Annotated in this window: 18 protein-coding genes; 10 read left to right on the top strand and 8 right to left on the bottom strand. The window is 70.3% G+C overall.

What is annotated here, in order from left to right; all coding sequences use genetic code 11:
- Window positions 1-81 precede the first annotated feature (81 nt).
- On the bottom strand, window positions 82-1,539 hold the full coding sequence (locus tag ACWEH3_RS13530) for an NAD-dependent succinate-semialdehyde dehydrogenase (protein WP_450023052.1): 1,458 nt from the start codon (window positions 1,537-1,539) through the stop codon (window positions 82-84).
- Window positions 1,540-1,631: 92 nt separating this feature from the next.
- Here ACWEH3_RS13530 and pgi point away from each other — a divergent pair, with 92 nt between their 5' ends.
- Window positions 1,632-3,269, top strand: coding sequence for a glucose-6-phosphate isomerase (gene pgi, locus ACWEH3_RS13535; RefSeq protein WP_450023050.1), 1,638 nt, complete (start codon window positions 1,632-1,634; stop codon window positions 3,267-3,269).
- Window positions 3,270-3,288: 19 nt separating this feature from the next.
- Here the strand turns inward: pgi and ACWEH3_RS13540 are convergent, their stop codons facing one another.
- From ACWEH3_RS13540 to ACWEH3_RS13550, 3 genes are all read right to left on the bottom strand, one after another.
- Entirely contained in the window at window positions 3,289-3,837 is a 549-nt protein-coding gene (locus ACWEH3_RS13540; RefSeq protein WP_450023048.1) for a potassium channel family protein, read from the bottom strand.
- 82 nt (window positions 3,838-3,919) lie between these two features.
- Window positions 3,920-4,636 (bottom strand): nucleoside/nucleotide kinase family protein, encoded by a 717-nt coding sequence (locus ACWEH3_RS13545; protein WP_450023046.1) that lies wholly within the window; start codon window positions 4,634-4,636, stop codon window positions 3,920-3,922.
- Window positions 4,637-4,884: 248 nt separating this feature from the next.
- On the bottom strand, window positions 4,885-5,805 hold the full coding sequence (locus tag ACWEH3_RS13550) for a LysR family transcriptional regulator (RefSeq protein ID WP_450023044.1): 921 nt from the start codon (window positions 5,803-5,805) through the stop codon (window positions 4,885-4,887).
- A 71-nt stretch (window positions 5,806-5,876) separates the two neighbouring features.
- Here ACWEH3_RS13550 and ACWEH3_RS13555 point away from each other — a divergent pair, with 71 nt between their 5' ends.
- Window positions 5,877-6,278: a nuclear transport factor 2 family protein gene (locus tag ACWEH3_RS13555; RefSeq protein WP_450023042.1), complete on the top strand. Its 402-nt coding sequence runs from the start codon at window positions 5,877-5,879 to the stop codon at window positions 6,276-6,278.
- 21 nt (window positions 6,279-6,299) lie between these two features.
- Here the strand turns inward: ACWEH3_RS13555 and ACWEH3_RS13560 are convergent, their stop codons facing one another.
- Window positions 6,300-7,919, bottom strand: coding sequence for an acyl-CoA dehydrogenase family protein (locus tag ACWEH3_RS13560; RefSeq protein ID WP_452358320.1), 1,620 nt, complete (start codon window positions 7,917-7,919; stop codon window positions 6,300-6,302).
- Window positions 7,906-8,556 carry a TetR/AcrR family transcriptional regulator gene (locus ACWEH3_RS13565; protein WP_379250710.1) on the bottom strand — a complete coding sequence of 217 codons (651 nt, stop codon included), beginning with the start codon at window positions 8,554-8,556 and terminating at the stop codon, window positions 7,906-7,908. Before ACWEH3_RS13565 ends, ACWEH3_RS13560 begins: the two co-directional genes overlap by 14 nt.
- Window positions 8,557-8,609: 53 nt before the next feature.
- On the opposite strand from ACWEH3_RS13565, the gene ACWEH3_RS13570 reads away from it, so the two are divergent.
- From ACWEH3_RS13570 to ACWEH3_RS13580, 3 genes are all read left to right on the top strand, one after another.
- Window positions 8,610-9,371, top strand: a complete 762-nt coding sequence (locus ACWEH3_RS13570) for a crotonase/enoyl-CoA hydratase family protein (protein ID WP_450026664.1) — start codon at window positions 8,610-8,612, stop codon at window positions 9,369-9,371.
- 5 nt (window positions 9,372-9,376) lie between these two features.
- Window positions 9,377-10,618 (top strand): hypothetical protein, encoded by a 1,242-nt coding sequence (locus ACWEH3_RS13575; protein WP_450026666.1) that lies wholly within the window; start codon window positions 9,377-9,379, stop codon window positions 10,616-10,618.
- A 474-nt stretch (window positions 10,619-11,092) separates the two neighbouring features.
- Window positions 11,093-11,773: an MspA family porin gene (locus ACWEH3_RS13580; protein WP_450026668.1), complete on the top strand. Its 681-nt coding sequence runs from the start codon at window positions 11,093-11,095 to the stop codon at window positions 11,771-11,773.
- On the opposite strand, the gene ACWEH3_RS13585 is transcribed toward ACWEH3_RS13580, so the two are convergent.
- Window positions 11,749-12,468: a TetR/AcrR family transcriptional regulator gene (locus ACWEH3_RS13585; RefSeq protein ID WP_450026670.1), complete on the bottom strand. Its 720-nt coding sequence runs from the start codon at window positions 12,466-12,468 to the stop codon at window positions 11,749-11,751. The two genes, ACWEH3_RS13580 and ACWEH3_RS13585, sit on opposite strands and share 25 nt — an antisense overlap.
- A 58-nt stretch (window positions 12,469-12,526) precedes the next feature.
- Here ACWEH3_RS13585 and ACWEH3_RS13590 point away from each other — a divergent pair, with 58 nt between their 5' ends.
- Window positions 12,527-13,246, top strand: coding sequence for a DUF4386 family protein (locus tag ACWEH3_RS13590; protein ID WP_452358321.1), 720 nt, complete (start codon window positions 12,527-12,529; stop codon window positions 13,244-13,246).
- 88 nt (window positions 13,247-13,334) lie between these two features.
- Here the strand turns inward: ACWEH3_RS13590 and ACWEH3_RS13595 are convergent, their stop codons facing one another.
- Complete coding sequence (locus ACWEH3_RS13595; protein WP_450026954.1) at window positions 13,335-14,015, bottom strand: pyridoxamine 5'-phosphate oxidase family protein; 681 nt, start codon at window positions 14,013-14,015, stop codon at window positions 13,335-13,337.
- Window positions 14,016-14,095: 80 nt separating this feature from the next.
- Here ACWEH3_RS13595 and pdxR point away from each other — a divergent pair, with 80 nt between their 5' ends.
- The 4 genes from pdxR to ACWEH3_RS13615 all read left to right on the top strand — a co-directional run bounded on the left by pdxR (window position 14,096) and on the right by ACWEH3_RS13615 (window position 18,763).
- Window positions 14,096-15,466, top strand: a complete 1,371-nt coding sequence (pdxR, locus tag ACWEH3_RS13600; RefSeq protein WP_452358322.1) for a MocR-like pyridoxine biosynthesis transcription factor PdxR — start codon at window positions 14,096-14,098, stop codon at window positions 15,464-15,466.
- 84 nt (window positions 15,467-15,550) lie between these two features.
- Window positions 15,551-15,796: a DUF2630 family protein gene (locus ACWEH3_RS13605; protein WP_450026573.1), complete on the top strand. Its 246-nt coding sequence runs from the start codon at window positions 15,551-15,553 to the stop codon at window positions 15,794-15,796.
- 8 nt (window positions 15,797-15,804) lie between these two features.
- Window positions 15,805-17,241 (top strand): dihydrolipoyl dehydrogenase family protein, encoded by a 1,437-nt coding sequence (locus ACWEH3_RS13610; RefSeq protein ID WP_450026571.1) that lies wholly within the window; start codon window positions 15,805-15,807, stop codon window positions 17,239-17,241.
- Window positions 17,242-17,254: 13 nt separating this feature from the next.
- Entirely contained in the window at window positions 17,255-18,763 is a 1,509-nt protein-coding gene (locus tag ACWEH3_RS13615; protein WP_450026569.1) for a carboxylesterase/lipase family protein, read from the top strand.
- Window positions 18,764-18,767: the final 4 nt, after the last annotated feature.

Genomic DNA, 18,767 nt, shown 5'->3' on the forward strand with positions numbered 1-18,767 from the left:
GCGGTCGGCGCCGACAGGCCGGATTCGACCCTCAGGTGCGCGATCGATCGCCTTCAGTGGCGCGGAATCCGCGGCACTCGCTCACGTGAGCGCGATGTATTTGGTGGAGAGGTATTCCTCGATCCCCTCCGTGCCGCCCTCCCGGCCGAAGCCGGACTCCTTGACGCCGCCGAAGGGGGCGGCGGGATCGGAGATGACGCCGCGGTTGACGCCCACCATGCCGGATTCCAAGCCCTCGGCGATCCGCAGCGCGCGATCGAGGTCGCGGGTGTAGACGTAGCTGACCAGCCCGAATTCGGTGTTGTTGGCGGCGGCGAGCCCCTCTTCCTCGGTGTCGAAGCCGACGATCGGCGCGACCGGGCCGAAGACCTCCTCGCGCAGGATCCTGGCTTGCGGCGGGACGTCGCGCAGCACGGTGGCCGGGTAGTACCAGCCGGGGCCGTCGGGCGCCTTGCCGCCGATCAGCACCTGTGCGCCCTTCGCGACGGCGTCGTCGACCAATTCGCCGACCGTGCGCAGTTGCTCCTCGTTGATCAGCGGGCCCAGCGTCGTGTCCGGGTCGGCGCCCGGCCCGAGCCGCACACTGCTCGATATGGCCTCGACCAGCTTGGTGGTGAACTCCTCGAGCACGCTGTTGTGCACGTGGAAGCGATTGGCGGCGGTGCACGCCTCGCCGCCGTTGCGCAGTTTCGCCAGCATCGCGCCCTGCACCGCGGCATCGACGTCGGCGTCGGCGAACACCACGAACGGCGCGTTCCCGCCGAGTTCCATCGAGGTGCGCAGCAGCCGGTTCGCGGATTTCTCCACCAGCTTCTTGCCCACCTCGGTGGAGCCGGTGAAGGTGAGCTTGCGCAGCCGGGCGTCGTCGAGCAGCGGTTGGATCACCGCGCCGGAGTGGCTGGAGGTGAGCACCGAAAGCACGCCGTCGGGCAGTCCCGCCTCGCTGCACAGCTTGCCGAGCAGCAGCATGGTCAGCGGCGTCGCCGAGGCGGGCTTGACGATCATCGTGCAGCCCGCCGCCAGCGCGGGGCCGATCTTGCGCGTGCCCATCGCGAGCGGGAAATTCCACGGCGTGATCGCCAGACAGGGGCCGACCGGCTGCTTGTGCACCATGATCCGGCCGGTCCCCGAAGGCGCGTGCAGGTAGCGTCCGTGCACGCGGGCGGCCTCCTCGCTGAACCAGCGGAAGAATTCGGCGCCGTAGCGCACCTCGTTGCGGCTCTCCGGCAGCGCCTTGCCCATTTCCAGGGTCATCAGCAGCGCGAACTCCTCCGCGCGGGCGGTGATCTGCTCGAAGACCGCGCGCAGGATCTCCCCGCGCTCCCTTGCGGGCGTGGCCGCCCACTCCTCCTGCACCGCGACGGCCGCGTCGAGTGCGCGCAGCGCGTCTTCCGGCGTCGCGTCCGCGACGCGCGTCAGCACTTCGCCGGTCGCGGGATTGTGCACAGGGAAGGTACCCGCCCCGGTGGCGTCGACCGGACGCCCTCCGATCCACAACTGCGTCGGCACGGATTCGAGAAGTTCACGTTCGGACACCATGACGCCAGCCTATGCCTGATGGGGGGACCACATCCGACTCTCCGCGCCCGCAGCCGTGCGCGCGGCGGTGCCTGCTTGTAGTCTCGGCGAACGTGAGCAGCGACATCACCGCGACGGCGGCATGGCGGAAACTGCACGATCACCACGGCACCGTCGCGGGACGACACCTGAGGGAGTTCTTCGCCGACGACCCGGCCCGGGGCAGCGAGCTGACCGTCCAGGCGGCGGACCTGCACATCGACTACAGCAAGCACCGCGTGAACCGCGAAACCCTGCACCTTCTGGTGGATTTGGCGCGCGAGGCGGGCGTGCCCGATCGTCGCGACGCGATGTTCCGTGGCGAGCACATCAACACCTCCGAGGACCGCGCGGTCGGCCACGTCGCGCTTCGGTTGCCCGAAGGCGAGACCATGGTCATCGACGGCGTCGACGCGGGCGCAGAAGTGCACGAGGTGCTGCGGCGGATGGGCGAGTTCACCGACGCGCTGCGCTCCGGCGCGTGGCGCGGGGCGACCGGCGAGCGCATCACGACGGTGGTCAACATCGGCATCGGCGGATCGGATCTGGGGCCGGCCATGGTGCACCAGGCGCTGCGGCACTACGAGGACGCGGGCATCGCCGCCAGGTTCGTCTCCAACGTCGACCCCGCCGACCTGGTCGCGAAACTCGACGGGCTCGACCCGGCCACCACGCTGTTCATCGTCGCGTCCAAGACCTTCTCCACCCTGGAGACGCTCACCAACGCGACCGCGGCCCGGCGCTGGCTGGTCGCCGCGCTCGGCGAGGACGCCGTGGCTCAACACTTCGTCGCGGTGTCCACCAATGCCGAGCGGGTCGCGGAATTCGGGATCGACACCGCGAACATGTTCGGTTTCTGGGACTGGGTCGGCGGCCGCTACTCGGTGGGCTCGGCGATCGGCCTGTCGGTGATGGCGACTGTCGGCAAGGAGCGCTTCGCCGAGTTCCTCGCCGGTATGCACGCGGTGGATCGGCATTTCGCCGAGGCGCCGCTGGAGGCGAACGCTCCGGTGCTGCTGGGCCTGCTCGGTGTCTGGTACTCGAACTTCTTCGGCGCGGAATCGCATGCGGTGCTGCCGTACTCGAACGATCTGGCCCGCTTCCCCGCCTACCTGCAGCAGTTGACCATGGAGTCCAACGGGAAGTCGGTCCGCGCCGACGGCACCCCGGTCACCACCTCCACCGGCGAGATCTTCTGGGGCGAACCGGGCACCAACGGCCAGCACGCCTTCTACCAATTGCTGCACCAGGGCACCCGCCTCGTCCCGGCGGATTTCATCGGATTCGCCCAGCCCACCGACGATCTGGCGACCAGCGACGGCACCGGCAGCATGCACGACATCCTGATGAGCAATCTATTCGCGCAGACCAAGGTGCTCGCCTTCGGCAAGACCGCGGAGGAGATCGCCGCCGAGGGCACCGATCCGGCGCTCGTGCCGCACAAGGTGATGCCGGGCAACCGTCCCTCCACCACCATCCTCGCGCCGCGACTCACCCCGTCGGTCGTCGGTCAGCTGATCGCGCTCTACGAGCATCAGATGTTCGTGGAGGGCACGATCTGGGGCATCGACAGTTTCGACCAGTGGGGTGTCGAACTCGGCAAACAGCAGGCGCTCGCCTTGGCGCCGCTGCTCACGTCGGCGGAAGAGCCCGAACCGCAGGACGACTCGTCGACCGATTCGCTCATTCGCTGGTACCGCGCCAACCGCTGATCGCCTGCGACGCTCGGCGCTAGTCGCCGCCGCCCGTCGGGCGGTTGCGCTGCGTCTCGTTCAACTGCTGGATGATGTGTGAGGTCGATATCGCGATCAGGATGCCGATGACGCCCAGATCGAAGGCGACCTGCACCATGGTGGCCACCTTCGCGGCGGTCCCGACCGCGTGCACGTCGCCGTAGCCGATCGTGCCCAGCGTGACGATCGTGTAGTAGAGCGCGTCGGTCCGCGTGTGCAGGCCCTCGAATTGGCCGGGTGCGCGCGATTCCAGCACGTAGTAGTACAGGGCGAAGAACGTGACGACGACGCAGACCACGAGCAGCACGTCGTTGATGCGCCCGACGGTCGCGCGCGGATCCATGATGTACCGCCGGATGCGCCACCGGGCCAGCCAGATCAAGCCCGCGACGCCGACGACGAACGCGAGCAACGCCGATACGCCGGACAACCGGCCCAGATGCAGGGCCTTCAGCGGCAGGAAGTAGTAGAACAGCAGAGCGCACACCACGGCCAGCAGGTTGTGCAAGGCACGCGACAACCTGCCGACTGCGCGATTCTCCGTCATTCCTCCATCATCGGCCCAGGTGGAGCGCAAGAGACGCCGCACGCGCCGGACGATGCGCGTTGCGATCCCGGAGATGCGTCGACTACGAGACGCTCGGATCGACTGCTGATGCCCCGGGCGGACCGGCCACCGCGTAGTCTCCCGCATGCCAGCGCAACAAGAGGTCGGCTCGCTCGCGGGTGGTCGCGACCAGGTCAGCGTTGCGCAAGTCGCTCTGGTGCACTTTGCCGTGTGCCGCCACGGGGGTGCGGCCACCGCGAATGTGCCGGTCCAGCAGGCGATTCTCGATCACGTCGCGCGCGGCGTCCAGGTACCAGCACTCGTCCAGCAATGGGCGAACCGCGGACCACCGCCGCGTCCCGAAGTCGTCGAGCAGCAGGTAGTTGCCCTCGGTGAGGACGATGGACTGCCGGTCGAACACCACGCCACCCGGAACCGGGGCATCGATGGACCGGTCGAATGTAGGCCACGGCACCGGCTCGCCTACCGGAGTGGTGCGCAGGCGGCGCAGCTCCGAAACGTAACCGTCGACGTCGAAGGTGTCCGGCTCGCCTTTGCGCGCAAGACTTCCTGCCGCCCGCAGAACGTCGTTGGTCAGGTGGAATCCGTCCATGGGCGCGATTTCGGCGACCGCTCCGCCCGCCTCGGTATTGATCGCGTCGCGCAACGCGACCGACAGGGCGGATTTGCCCGCGCCGGGCGGCCCCGTGATGCCGAGCAGATACCTTTCCCGCGCGGCCCGATCCTGCACCCGCCGGACCAGCCAGCTCAACGGTCTGTCGACGAACTGCCCTGCCACCGCCGCCACACTACCGGCGGTCCACCGTTTCGGATCGCCACTTCCGCTGACCGGCGCTCGCGCTTCGCGAAGGTATCCACACTCGTCCACAGAGTGATGCCACGCGCGCGGGCGCTTGCCCGGCCCCAGCTGGGTAAGGCGCGGATCACGCTCCAGGAGGGCGGGAGGCGGACGCGTATGCGGCGCGGGCTTGTCGCCGTGTCCATTCGCGACGCCGGCGGTTCCGGCCCACGAGAACAACGCGGCGATCAGACGCCGGCGCGAAGGCGCTGGCGTACCTGGGCGGACAAGTCGGCCGCTCGGTCGCGCAGCGCTTCGGCGAACGCACCGCGCGAATCGGCGGCTCCGCGGTCGCCACGATGCGCGATGACCGTGCGCCGAACCGCGGCGGGGTGGTCGATGCGCAGCAGCGCGACGGTCGGCGGCAGCACGGGGACGGCGATGCCGGGGACCACCGTGATACCGAGTCCGGCCGCGACGAGACCGAGTTTGGCGAACCAATCACGCGCGACGAACGCGATGTCCGGCTCCCAGTCCGGGTCGCGCCAAGCACCGAGGAGGGTGGCGGACGGCTCCTGGCTGCCCGCGATCCATCGCTCATCGCGCAATACCTCGGGGGTCGCGCTGGTCGTGCCCGCGAGCGGATGCGTGGGCGGGACCGCGACCAGCAACGGATCGTCCACCAGGGGTTCGATCTCCACGCCGGAGGGCAAGGGGTCCGGCGCGGTCACCACGGCGAGGTCGAGGCGTCCGCGCGAGACGGCGGTGAGCAGTCTGGGACTGAGCCCCTCGCGCAGCGAGATCCGCACCTGCCGGTCATGGGTCGCGGAGATCGCCCCGGGCACCAAGGCGGCCATCGCGGTGGAGAACGCACCGACGCGCAGACGGCCCGCCGGGCGCGCCGTGAGATGACGGATGTCGTGCCGGGCCTGCTCCAGTTCGCCGAGGATCACGTCCGCGTGCCGCAGCACGATCCGCCCCGCCTCGGTGGGCTGTACGCCGCGGGCGTGTCGCTCGAACAGCGCGCGGCCCGCCGCCCGCTCCATGAGCGCGATCTGCCTGGACACCGCGGACTGGGTGTAACCGAGGTTCTCCGCGGCCGTCGAGAAGGACCCGCAGGCGGCGGCTTCCCGCACCACGCGGAGACCGGAGACGGTGAACTCATCCATGCGCAATGCTCATACCACATATGCGAGACAGTCGCTTGTCGCATATCTCGGACGCCCCTAGCGTCGTGGGCATGACCGCGATCGACAACAAGAGGCTGCTCACCGAGATCTTCGAGCAGATGTCCCTCGGCAATACCCGCGCACTCAGCGACGCCATGGCCGACGACTTCCGCTGGGTCTTCCCCGGCGACTGGTCCTGGAGCGGTACGTGGCAGCCGAAATCAGCTGTGCTGGAAGGACTCCTGCGTCCGCTGATGGCTCAGTTCACCGAATACCGCTCGGCCGCGGACACGATCGTCGCAGCCGGCGACCGCGTCGTCGTGGAGGCCCGCGCCGAGGCCGTGACCACGCGCGGGGAGACCTACAACCAGACCTATTGCTTCGTCTTTCGGGTCGCCGACGGGAAACTGCGCGAGGTGGTCGAGTACTGCGACACCGCATTGGTCGAACGCGTGCTGACCCGTCCCGCCTGAGAGGTAGGGGCGGCCGACAGCTCAGACGAATGCCCGTTCGATGATCGCGCCGGTGTCGACGCCGGTGGGCAGTGTGCCGAACGCGATGCCCCAGTCGTCGCCGAGCCGGGTCGCGCAGAACGCGTCGGCGACGGCGGGATGACCGTGCCGGACCAGCTGCGCGCCTTGCAGCACCAGCGCCATCAGCTCGACGACGCGCCTCGCGCGGTACTCGATGTCGTTGAGATCCGACAATTCCTTGCCGACCCGGGCGATCGCGTCGTCCAGGCGCGGATTCTCGCCCTTGGCGAGCGACACTTCGTTGAAGTACGCCTCCACCGTCTCCGGCTGACGCCCCATGGCACGCAGCGCGTCCAGCGCGGCGACATTGCCCGACCCCTCCCAGATCGACATCAGCGGCGCCTCCCGGTACAGCCGCGGCATACCGGATTCCTCGGCATATCCGTTGCCGCCGAAGCATTCCAGCGCCTCGGCCGCATGCGCGGGCGCCCGCTTGCACACCCAGTACTTGGTGACCGCGAGCGCGATGCGCCGCAGCGCCGCCTCGGCCGGATCGCCGCCCGCCCGGTCGGTGGCCCCGGCCAGCCGCATCATCACGGTGGTCGCGGCGTCGGACTCGATCACCAGGTCGGCCAGCACGTTGCGCATGGCGGGCTGGTCGATCAGCTCGGCGCCGAACACTTTCCGGTGCCGCGCGTGGTGCACCGCGTACACCGCGCCCGCCCGCATACCGGTCGCGGAGCCGATCACGCAGTCCAGCCTGGTCATGTTCACCATCTCGATGATGGTCTTGACGCCCGCGCCCTCCGCGCCGACCAGCCAGCCCGAGGCGTTCTCGTACTCGATCTCCGAAGAGGCATTGGACTTGTTGCCCAGCTTGTCCTTCAGTCGCTGGATGTGGATCGGGTTGCGGGTGCCGTCCGGCAGCACCCGGGGCAGCAGGAAACAGGACAGGCCGCCGGGCGCCTGCGCCAGCGTGAGGAACATGTCCGACATCGGCGCGGAGGTGAACCACTTGTGGCCGACGATCCGGTAGGAGCCGTCCGGCTGCGGCGTCGCGGTGGTCGTGTTGGCGCGCACGTCCGAGCCGCCCTGCTTCTCGGTCATCGACATACCCGCGATGAGCCCGGCCTTGGTGGACGGCTCGCGCAACCCGAATTCGTAGACGCGGGAGCCGAGCAGCGGCTCGTATTTCGCCGCCAGTTCCCGGTTGTGCCGCAACGCGGGGACCACCGCGTAGGTCATCGAGATCGGGCACATGTGGCCCGCGTCGGCGGCGCCCCAGGTGTAGAACTTCGCCGCGCGCGCCGCGTGCGCGCCCGGCCGGTCGTCCAGCCACGGGGCGCCGTGCAGGCCGTGCTCGACGGCAACGCGCATCAGGTCGTGCCAGTGCGGATGGAACTCGACCTCGTCGATGCGGTGCCCGTACCGGTCGTGCGTGCGGAGCACCGGCGGGTATTCGTTGGCCAGCCTGCCCCACTCCTGCGCCTGCGCGCCGCCCGCGAGCGCGCCCAGTTCTCGCACTTCGGCTTCCGCCCAGCCCGCCCCTTCCCGGTGCAGGCCCTCGAGCAGCGCCGGATTGCGCGAGACGTCGAAGGGCACGATGTCGGGCACCTGGTTGAAGACTTCATGCGTCTGCATCTGACACTCCTGATTCCAGCCGGGCGCCACCCGCGCCCGGGTCGTCGCGCACGCCGAGTGCGCGCATCGCGAAAGCGGTGAGTTCGGGGACGACGGATTCGCCGTGCGGCGCGTCGGCGAGCGGCCCGACCAGCACCTCGCCGATCGCGCCGACCAACGCGGCCGCGCTGATCCTCGGGTCCTGCGGCGGGATCTCGCCTCGCGCGATGCCCTCGGCCACCGCCGATTCGAAGGTCTCGGCGAACGCCCGCCGGAAGTGCAGGCGTTCGCTGTCCACGGCCGCGTCGACCGGCTCGGCGAGCAGCACGTAGGCCAGGTTCGGGTTCTTCAGCGCGCGGCCCGCGAAGGTCTCCACGGCCGCGGTGACCCGTTCGACAGCCGTTCCGAGCGCGCCCGCCGCGGCCACGGCGGCGACCTCGCGGGCGACCACTTTCCGGAACACCGCGCGCACCAACGCGGACTTGCCATCGAAGTTCTTGTAGACCGTGCCGGTGGCCAAGCCCGCCTCGGTCGCGACTGCCGCCATGGACAGCGCGGCGTAGCCGCCGCGCGAAAGCACCTTCGTCGCGGCCTGCACTATCAGCCCCGCCTGAGCGTCCAGGCGGGCCTGCACAGCGGGAGTCCTGCGGTAGGCCACCCAAGAAGTGAAGCACGAATTCATTTCTTCACACAAGGGTGCTTTTACGGCGTATGGTCGAGCGCGTGACGGTACTCATCGAACGCAACGGCCCTGTGACGACCGTGATCCTGCACCGGCCCGAAGCACGCAACGCCGTGGACGGGCCGACCGCCGCGGCGCTGGCCGACGCCTTCCGTGAGTTCGACGCCGACCCCGATGCGGCGGTCGCGGTGCTGTGGGGCGACGGCGGCACCTTCTGCGCGGGCGCCGACCTGAAGGCACTCGGTACCGAGCGCTCCAACCGGGCCGCCGAGGACGGTGACGGCCCGATGGGACCGACCAGGATGCGGCTGTCCAAGCCGGTGATCGCCGCGGTCTCCGGCTACGCGGTGGCGGGCGGGCTCGAGCTCGCGTTGTGGTGCGATCTGCGGGTCGCCGAACAGGACAGCACCTTCGGCGTCTTCTGCCGCCGCTGGGGCGTCCCGCTGATCGATGGCGGTACCGTCCGGCTGCCGCAGATCATCGGCGCGGGCCGCGCCATGGACCTGGTGCTCACCGGCCGCGCGGTCGCCGCCGAGGAGGCGCTGCGAATCGGGCTGGTGAATCGCGTGGTGCCCGCCGGTGAAGCCCGCCGCGCGGCGGAGGCGCTGGCCGCCGAACTGGCCGCGCTGCCGCAGACCTGCCTGCGCTCGGACCGGATGTCGATGCTGGAGCAGGAGGGGATGACCGAGGAGTCCGCGCTGCGCAACGAATTCCGCCACGGGCTGACGGCGCTGGCCGACGGCGCGCATCGCTTCGCGGCCGGCGCGGGCCGGCACGGCGCTCGCGCCTGAGCCCCATGGGCCGGCTGAGCGTCGTCGACGAGATCTTCCTGCGCGGCCACCGAGGGCTCGGCACGCCGATCGCCTTGCAGGGGCTGTGGCGGACAGCCGACCGGGTGGACCTCGCGCTGCTGGTGCGGGTGCACGAGGCGCTGCGGTCGGGCCCTCTGGGACGCAGAGTGGTTCGCCCGCGCGTGCCGGGAGCTCGCCGGGCCTGGCGGGCGAATGTCCGGTCGTATCCGATACGCCGCGCCGAGGGCGTCCTCCCGGTCGCGGACCTGCTCGACTGGGCCGACGCGCAGGGCGCCGGGCTCGATCCGGAATACGGCCCGGGGTGGCGGCTTTCGACCGCGGCGCTGGATGACGGCGGTTCGGTCGTCTCCCTCACGTGCTCGCACGTGCTGGCCGACGGGCGCGCGCTGGTACTCGCGGTGGACGACGCACTTGGCGGCGCTCGGGTACGTCCGGCGGATCTCTCCGCACGGGAATCGGATTGGGCCGACGCCCGCCGCCAGTGGTCGATCGTCCTGCGCGGTACCGCGGCGGCGCTGCGGCACGGGGTTCCGCGGCAACCCGCCGCGCCGAGCCGGGACGAGCGGCCGCGCAGGGCCGGCAACGCGACGCACAGCGCGATCCTGCAATGCCCGGCCGCGGAGTGGGATCGCGTGGCGGCGCGCGACGGCGGCACGGCCAACAGCCTGTTCATCCGACTCGTCGCGAGAGTGCTCTGGGACAGCGGGTTTCCCGGCGACACGATCGAAACCAGCCTGCCTGTCGACACCCGCGACGAACCCCGTGTCGACAACGATCTCGCCATGACGCGCATCGCGATCACCCGCGCCGACACCCCGGCGACAATCCGCGCGCTGGCCCGTTCCGCCTATGAGCACCGCATGTCCGCGCCGAACGACATGCCCGAAGAACTCCTGCAGGTGATTCCGGACCGCTGGGCCTACGCACTGTCCAGAGGCGCGGGCGAACGAGACATTCTGTGCTCCAACATCGGCACGCTCCCGGCCTCGTTGCTCGAACTCGGCCCACACCGCTGCACCGGCGTCGCCGCTCGCGCCATCCATCCCGGCCTCACCAGCTCGCGACTGCCCCGCACTCGCCTCTCGGGCTACCTCTGCCGTATCGGCGACGATTACCTGCTCAGCTTGGTCTCTCTCGACCCGGCGCGGATCGAGTCCGCCGGTGCGCTGCGCGAACTGGCGGTGCGCGCGGTGAATTCCGCGGGCTTGCACGCCTCCGCGTGGTGATTCCCGCGGACTGACACGCCGAGCCGCGGTCGTCCCCATGGGCGCGCCCGCCGAGCGGCGAGCATATCCACGGGCGCGCACCCCGGCTCGCGGATCTCCGCACGGCGAGTTCATACGACACGCGCAAAATTTCGGCGAATAGCGGTGAGTTTTGTCGACCTGGTATGAAATCCGATAGTTTCGCTCGCCGGTCACGGCGATTCGCGCGAATGCCGACGACCACGATCGGTCGGGTCGGCCGACTCGCCGTGTGGCGTGCTCACCGCCAACGGCGGCACCGCCCGATAAAGTCTGCGGCGTATGCCGAGTGAGGGCCGCGACAACCCGTTTGCCGTGCAAGTCCGTTTCGCGCAAGAAGTTCCGATTCCATCGATACTCGACTGGAGCATGATGAACCGAAAGCATTCGCGTACTCTCGCCGCGATCATCGCGGTGGTTGTGACCGCTACCGGCGCTTTCGCTGTTTCCGATTCCGTGGCGGGCGCCGCGCCAGGAGAGATCAACGCCGGTGGACTGCATCTGATCGCGTCGGCGAACGCCAACAACTTCGCGCCCGCCGGTGACATCACGCAGGGAGTCCCGTTCGTGCACGCGGTGCGGGTGTCCGGAGACTTCTCGGTGTCTCTCGACGGCCCCACGGCGCTGCGCGGCGGAGAGATCGCCGTCGGATATCTGGTCGGCTGCGCGGTCGACATCTCCAACGGCATCTCGATCGGTATATCACCCAGCGTCGGAATCAACGCCGGGATCGCGCCCTCTTTCGGCCTGGATGGCTCCCTTACCTTCGAGGCGCCCTCCGTGCAGATGAACATGCCCGATCAGCACATGATGATGCCCTCCCTGCAACTGAGCGCGCCGCCGAGCGTCACCGTCGGCGCCGCCGTTGCCATTCAGCCCAGCATCGGCGTCGAGGCGGGCGTCGCCGGCGAACTCGCGGTGAACCTGGCCCCCGGTTCGGTCACGGCGGCGGTGATCGGCACGGCGGAAATCGACGGGGAATCCGAATTCCCTTACACTTTCGCGCACACCAATACCCCGTTGAATGTCAGCGGTTGCCTTTCACCGGCCTCGGCCATGCCTTTTGTCACCGTACGGGCCGATTCGAAAAGGGCAACCGCGCAAACGACCGGCTATGGTGCCGCGTTCTGGTTCTGACCGTCGCGCCGCACCAATCCGTCCAGCAGCGCGCCCAGTCCCCAGTCGAACTGCGCGTGCGAGATCCACTGCGCCAGTACGGCGGCACTCGCCCGGGTGCGCGGCCACCGGTCCCCGTCCACGGTGTCGAACGCGGCCGCGCGCCCGGCGATCCGCTCGGATTCCGGTGGCAGCGGTGGTCTTCCGTCGGTTTCCGCGACTTCCATCGCGAGTGAGCCGATGACCTGCACCATCACGGCGTAGGCCGCGCGGGCGCAGTCCTCCTCGGGGAGGCCGGTCCTGGTCAGGCAATTCAGCAACGCCTCCCCGACGTCTCGTGCGGCGTCGCCGTCCATGGGCGCGCTCATCATCAACCCCGCCACCGCGGGATGTCTCAACACCTCGGTGCGTAGTTCACGGGCGAATTCCAGGACGGCCGCGCGGGGTTCGACGCCCGGGTCGGCGAGCACGGCGACCGGCACCGCTCCCAGCACCCGTTCGACCACCGCGCGCTCCAGGTCGGCCCGGCTCGCGACGTAGGTGTAGACCGCGTTCGGATTCACGCCAAGACGGGACGCGACCGATCGGATCGACACCGCGGCGACACCGCCCTCGTCCATGAGTTCCATGGCGGCATCGACGATCTGCGTGTCGCTGAACGCCCGTCGCTCGGGTCTGGTCCTGCGTTCTCCGGGTGTTGACTTCGCCGTTGCCACCCGGTTGACTGTACCCCGTACAGCTATCTGTACCCCGTACAGCCAGAATTGAGACGCCATGCCCGCACGCCCCTGGCCCGTCATCGCCCTGCTGGTGGCCGCGCCGATCACCCTGAACGTCGCCTTCGCCGGACTCGGCTCGGCCTTCGACTATCCGCACGTATTACGCGAACCCGCGGCCGAGGTGCTCGCTCTGTTCCGGCAGAACCAAACCGCCGTTGTCACCTGGTTCGTGGTGCTGGCCGTCGCAGCCGCCGCACTGGCGCCGCTGGCGGTGCTGATCGGCAGGCTGGACCGCGGACCGGCCATGCGCGCCGCCGTCGCGACGGGCGTCGCGGCCGCCGCCGTGCAGGCGATCGGCTTGCTGCGCTGGCCCGTCGCGGTGCCGGCGCTGGCGGCGCGGGCCGCCGAGGAAGGCCCCGACTCCTCGGCCGTGCGCACTTTCGAAGTGCTGGGCGCGGTGCTCGGCACCGGCCTCGGCGAGACGGCCGGATACACCCTCACCGCCGCGTGGACGGCCTTGGTCGCCATCGCGTTGCGGCACAGAATGCCCGCAGTGTGGAGCGCACTCGGCTGCGCCTGCGCCGTCTTGGTGCTCAGCGGAGTACTGGTACCGCTGAACGTCCCGCTCACCGCGCAGGCGAACTTCGCGGGCTATGTGCTGTGGAGCATCTGGCTCCTCACATTCGCGGCGCTGCTCGCCTGCCGCCCGGCCGCCTCGACGGCCCGCCACGACTCCGCGTCCGCGCAGCCGGTCGACGCGCCGCGCCCGCTGTGACGCCCGCGAAAACTCGAGCAACCATGTGGGTCACGCGCAGCGGTCGACATCGCCGGACTCGCGCCGTCGTCCCCATCCCCGCAAGTAGTCAGCGGGCGGGGGCAGAGCGGCCCAGGACGTCGGCGGGGACCGAGACGCCGGGGTCCAGGTCCGCGGAGTCGATCGGGGTGTCCCACATCTGGCGCAGCGGGAGGACACCGGCCCACACGCCGCCGTTGTCGATGTCCGATGGGTCGTCCTTCGGGCCGCCCGCACGGACCTTCACCGACGCCTCGGTGAGGTCGAGAGCGAGCACCTTCGTGGCGGCGAGCTCCTTCTTGCTCGGGGGCCGCACGCGCGACCACGCGCCCGGTGCGGCGTGCTCGACGATCACGCGCAGCCCGTGCAGGCGTTCGTCGTGCTCGGTCACCTCCCGAGCCCGGCCGAGCACGACCGCGGAGCGGTAGTTCATCGAGAAATGCATGGCCGAACGCGCGTAGACCACGCCGTCGACCAAGGTCACCGCCACCGAGATGTCGGCGGCGAGCGCCGCGCGCAGGTTTCCCGCGCCGGTGGAGCCGTGCAGGTAGAGCGTGTCGCCGTCGCGGCCGTAGGCGGTCGGCAACACGACCGGCGCGCCGCCGAGCAGCACACCGAAGTGGCAGATCAGCCCGGCGTCGAGCACCGCGTCCAAGTCGGCGCGATCGGTGCGGGCACGGTCGGTCAGCCGGGTCGGCGTGCTGCGCGGCGTCGGCGAGAGGGGGGCCCGTGGGCTGACTGTTTCGGTCATGAACCCAGCATCGAGCCGCTAATGGCATTATCAAAGTGCCAATTCGAATGATTCTCACCAGTCCACTTCGAGGAGGATTCGTGCTGGATGACCTTCCCCTCGACCTCGATCGCGACCTGACGCAACCGCTGTCGGTGCAGATCGCCGATCAACTGCGCCGCGCGGCGACCAGCGGGCCGCTGCGCGGCCGCGACCGGTTGCCGTCCACCCGCGCGCTGGCCGGGCGGCTCGGCGTGAGCCGCACCGTGGTCGCCGCCGCATACGACCAATTGCACGCGGAGGGCTGGCTCGACGGCAGACGCGGCTCCGGAACCTACCTGACGACCGCACCGGCCGCCGCGCCCGCTCGCACCGGCCCCGTGCACGACACCGACGCCGCGCCGCAGCTGTTCGACCTCGCCCCCGGCGCGCCGTGCGTCGACGCCATCGATCCGGCCGCGTGGCGCCGCGCCTGGCGCGCCGCGGCGGACCACTCCCCGCTCGTGCGCAAGGACCGCGCGGGCGAACCGGAGTTCCGCACGGCGGTCACCGAGCATCTGCTGCGCCACCGCGGGATCGGCGCGGGCAGCGACACGGTGCTGCTCGCCACGGCGGGAACCAGTTCCGCCGTAGGCGAATTGGCCGTGGCGCTGCTGCGGCCGGGCGATGCCGTCGCCATGGAGGATCCCGGCTATCAGCGCGCCGCAGGGGCATTCGCGGCGGCCGGTCTCGAGGTCGTCCCGGTTCCCGTCGACGCGCACGGACTGCGCGTCGACGCGCTGCCGTCCCGGATCAAAGCGGTGTATTGCACTCCGGCGCATCAATTCCCACTCGGCGCGCGGATGCCGGCGGCGCGGCGGGTCGAGCTGGTGGAGCATGCGCGCCGCTCCGGGATCTTGGTCGTCGAGGACGACTACGACGGCGAATTGCGCTACGACACCGCACCGCTGCCGCTGCTGGCCACCATGGCTCCGGACGTCGTCGTCCACCTGGGCACGACGAGCAAGATCCTGTCCCCCAGTTTCGGTGTCGGCTGGTTGCTCGCCGCTCCGGAGATCGCCGGGGCGGTGCTCGCCCACCGCGAGCGCACCGGCACCGGCCCGAGCACGGCGGGCCAGCGCGTGTTCGCCGCTTTCGCCGCACACGGTGATCTGGCCAGGCACCTGCGCAGGCTGCGCCGCATGCTGCCACCGCGCCGAGCGCTGGTGGTGACCGAACTGCGCCGCCGCGGACTCGGCGTGCTCGGCGACGACGCGGGTTCGCACGTCGTCGTGCCGGTGGAGTCGGCCGAGGACGAGCTGCGCGTGGTCGCCGAAGGCCTGGCGCACGGTGTCGCGCTGGACGGGTTGGCCAGACATCACCTCGGATCGCGCCGGGACCACTTCGGCGTCGCGCTCGGCTACACGGCGCTGTCCTGGCCGGAACTCGCCGTGGCCGTCCCGAAGGCCGCCGCGTGCCTGGCCCAGCCGTAGCATGGTCGGGGTCAGCGAACAGGCCCGGAGGCGGCAGCGCAGCGTGATCACGCGGAGCCCCGCACATGCCGGAAAGGACGGACCATGAGCGAACAGGACATCCTGGCGCGGATCAAGGAACTGGTCGACCAGGAGCACCAGCTGCGCTCGCAGGCGACTCGCGGCGAATTGGACCCGAGGACCGAACGCCAGCGCCTGGCCGAACTGGAAGTGATGCTGGATCAGGCCTGGGACCTGCTCCGCCATCGCCGCGCGCGGATCGACCAGGGCGAGTCCCCGGACGCGGTCCAAGCCAATACGGTTTCGCAGGTCGAGGGCTACCTGCAGTAGGCGCGGCGATGTCGAACACACCAGCCGACTACGACGTCATCGTGATCGGTGGCGGACCGGCGGGCGAGAACGCCGCCGCCTACGCCGTCGCGGGCAGCGACCGCACGGCCGCCATCGTGGAGCGTGAACTCATCGGCGGCGAATGTTCCTATTGGGCCTGCATCCCGAGCAAAGCGCTGTTGCGGCCGGGTCACGTCCTGGCGGCCGCGCGGGCGATGCCGGGTGTTTCGGCCACCGGCCTCGACGTGGAGGCCGTGCTGCGGCGGCGCGACGCCTTCGTGCACGACCATGACGATTCCTCCCAGGCCGACTGGGCGCGCGGCAAACACATCGACGTCGTACGCGGCACCGGCCGCCTGACCGGCACGCGCTCGGTCGAGGTCGGCGGGCGGCAGTTGCGCGCCCGGCATGCCGTGGTGCTCGCCACCGGCACCACCGCGAACGTGCCCGACGTGCCCGGCCTGCGCGCCGCGCTGCCGTGGACCTCCCGCGACGCCACCAATCTGCACGAGGTCCCGCGCCGGGTCGCCGTGGTGGGCGGCGGCGTGGTGGCCAGTGAGGCGGCGACCTGGCTGGCCACGCTCGGGGCCGAGGTCGACCTGCTGGTGCGCGGCTCGGCGCTGCTGGCCGCCAACGAGCCGTTCGCGGGCGAACGGGTGGCGGCGGCGCTGACCGACTCGGGCGTGCGGGTGCGTTTCCGCACCGAGCCCACCGCCGTCGAGCGCCCGGTCGCGAAGGACACCGGCGAAGGCCGGATCCACGGCGGTCCCGTCACGGTCCGGTTGCGCAGTCCCGAAGGCGAGTCGGCGCTGGAGGTGGACGAGATCGTGGTGGCGGCCGGGCGCGCACCCGCCACGAACGGGCTGGGTTTGGACACGGTCGGGCTGTCCGACGGTTACATCGCGGTCGACGACCATCTCACCGCGCGCGATGTCGAGGGCGAGTGGCTGTATGTGGTCGGCGACCTCAACCACCGCGCCGCGCTCACCCACATGGGCAAGTACCAGGGCCGGGTGTGCGGCGACGTGATCGCCGCGCGGGCCGAGGGCCGGCCACTGGAGGATCCACGGTTCGTGGCGAGTTCCGATCAGGGCAAGGTGCCGCAAGTGGTGTTCACCGCGCCGGAGGTCGCGGCGGTCGGCCTGACCGAGGCCGCGGCCAGGGACGCGGGGCACTCGGTGGAGACCGTCGAACTCGACATCGAGGTGGCCGGATCGGCGTTGTCCCGCGACGACTACGCGGGCCGCGCGAAACTGGTGATCGACCGCGCCACCGATACGCTGCTCGGCGCCACCTTGGTGGGGCCCGACGTGGGCGAGCAATTGCACGCGGCGACGATCGCCGTGGTCGGCCGGGTGCCGCTGTCGACCCTCTGGCACGCCGTGCCAGCTTTCCCGGCGGTCAGCGAGTTCTGGCTGCGCCTGTTGGAGGCGCGGCGCGCGTAGCTACCATTTGAAAATGGTGGCAACAACGGATATCGCGACCGCCGACGGAGTCGTCCGCGGTCGCCGGGGCCGCCGCGTCCTGCGCTGGCGGTCTATTCCCTACGCGGCTCCTCCCATCGGAGACCTGCGGTTTCGCGCTCCACAGCCGGTCGAACCCTGGTCCGGCGTGCGGGCGGCGACGGACTTCACCTCCGCGGCGATGCAGCATCGCTCCGGGGCGCGAATCGGGCCGCGCGCCTATCAGCCGACCAGCGAGGACGCGTTGACACTCAATGTCACCATGCCCGCGACACCGGCGGCGAGCCCGCGCCCGGTGCTGGTGTTCATCCACGGCGGCGGCTATCTCATCGGAACCTCCGCGCTCGGGTTGTACTCCGGCGCGCGACTGGCGCTGCGTGGCGATGTGGTGGTGGTCTCGCTGAACTACCGGCTGGGTGCGTTCGGCTACGTCGACTTCAGCGAATTCGGCACCGCGCGGGAACCGTTCGACTCGAACCTCGGCTTGCGTGACCAGCTCGCCGCATTGGAGTGGGTGCGCACCAATATCGCGGCCTTCGGCGGCGATCCGGACAACGTGACGATCTTCGGCGAGTCGGCCGGGGCGCACGCCGTACTCGGTCTCCTGGCCACACCCGAAGCCAAAGGGCTTTTCCATCAGGCTATTTCCCAGAGCCCACCCGCGGACTGGGCAGTGACCGCCGAGGAAGCCCGCCGCTTCGCGCGCCGCTGCGTCGCCGCGCTGGGCGCCACGCCGGACACCGCGCATACCGCCCTGCGCACCGCGGGCGCGAACGACATCCGCCGCGCGGTCGATCGCACCATCGCACAGGTGGTGCGGGAACAGCCCGGCGCGTTTCCGGTGTGTCCGGTGGTGGACGGCGAGTTCCTGCCGGTTTCCCCGGTCGACGCGATCACCGACGGCTCCGCGCACCGGGTGCCGCTGATCATCGGCACCAACCGTGACGAGGGCACGCTGTTCGCCAGGTTCGCCGACGAACTGCCCACCACCCCGGACCGGCTACGCTCGGCGCTCGGCAACTCCACCGAGGCCGAGTCCAGGATCAAGGCGGCGTATCCCGGCTATCCCCAGCCGAAGGCCGCGGTGCGGGCGGGCGGCGACTACACCTTCTGGCGTCCTTCGGTGAAGGTCATGGAAGGTCACAGCAGGCACGCGCCGACCTACGCCTACCGTTACGACTTCGCACCGCGCGCCCTGCAACTCGCCGGGATCGGCGCCACGCACGCGACCGATCTCGTTCCGGTCTTCGGCGTGACGGATACTCCGATCGGCCGGGCCTTCACCGCCGCGGGCGGCAGGCGCGGACTGCGGGCGGTCACCGAGCAGTTCCAGGACAACTGGCTGGCTTTCGCGCGCACCGGAACTCCGCTGCCGTCCTGGCCCGCTTATACGGAGGCCCGCAGGTCCACCCTGATCATCGACTACCCCACGCGCGTAGAACACGACCCCGACCGGGAGAAACGACTCGCCTGGCAGGGCGTGCGGGTTCCGACGCTGACCTGAGCCG

The sequence above is a fragment of the Nocardia sp. NPDC004718 genome, from assembly GCF_053601535.1.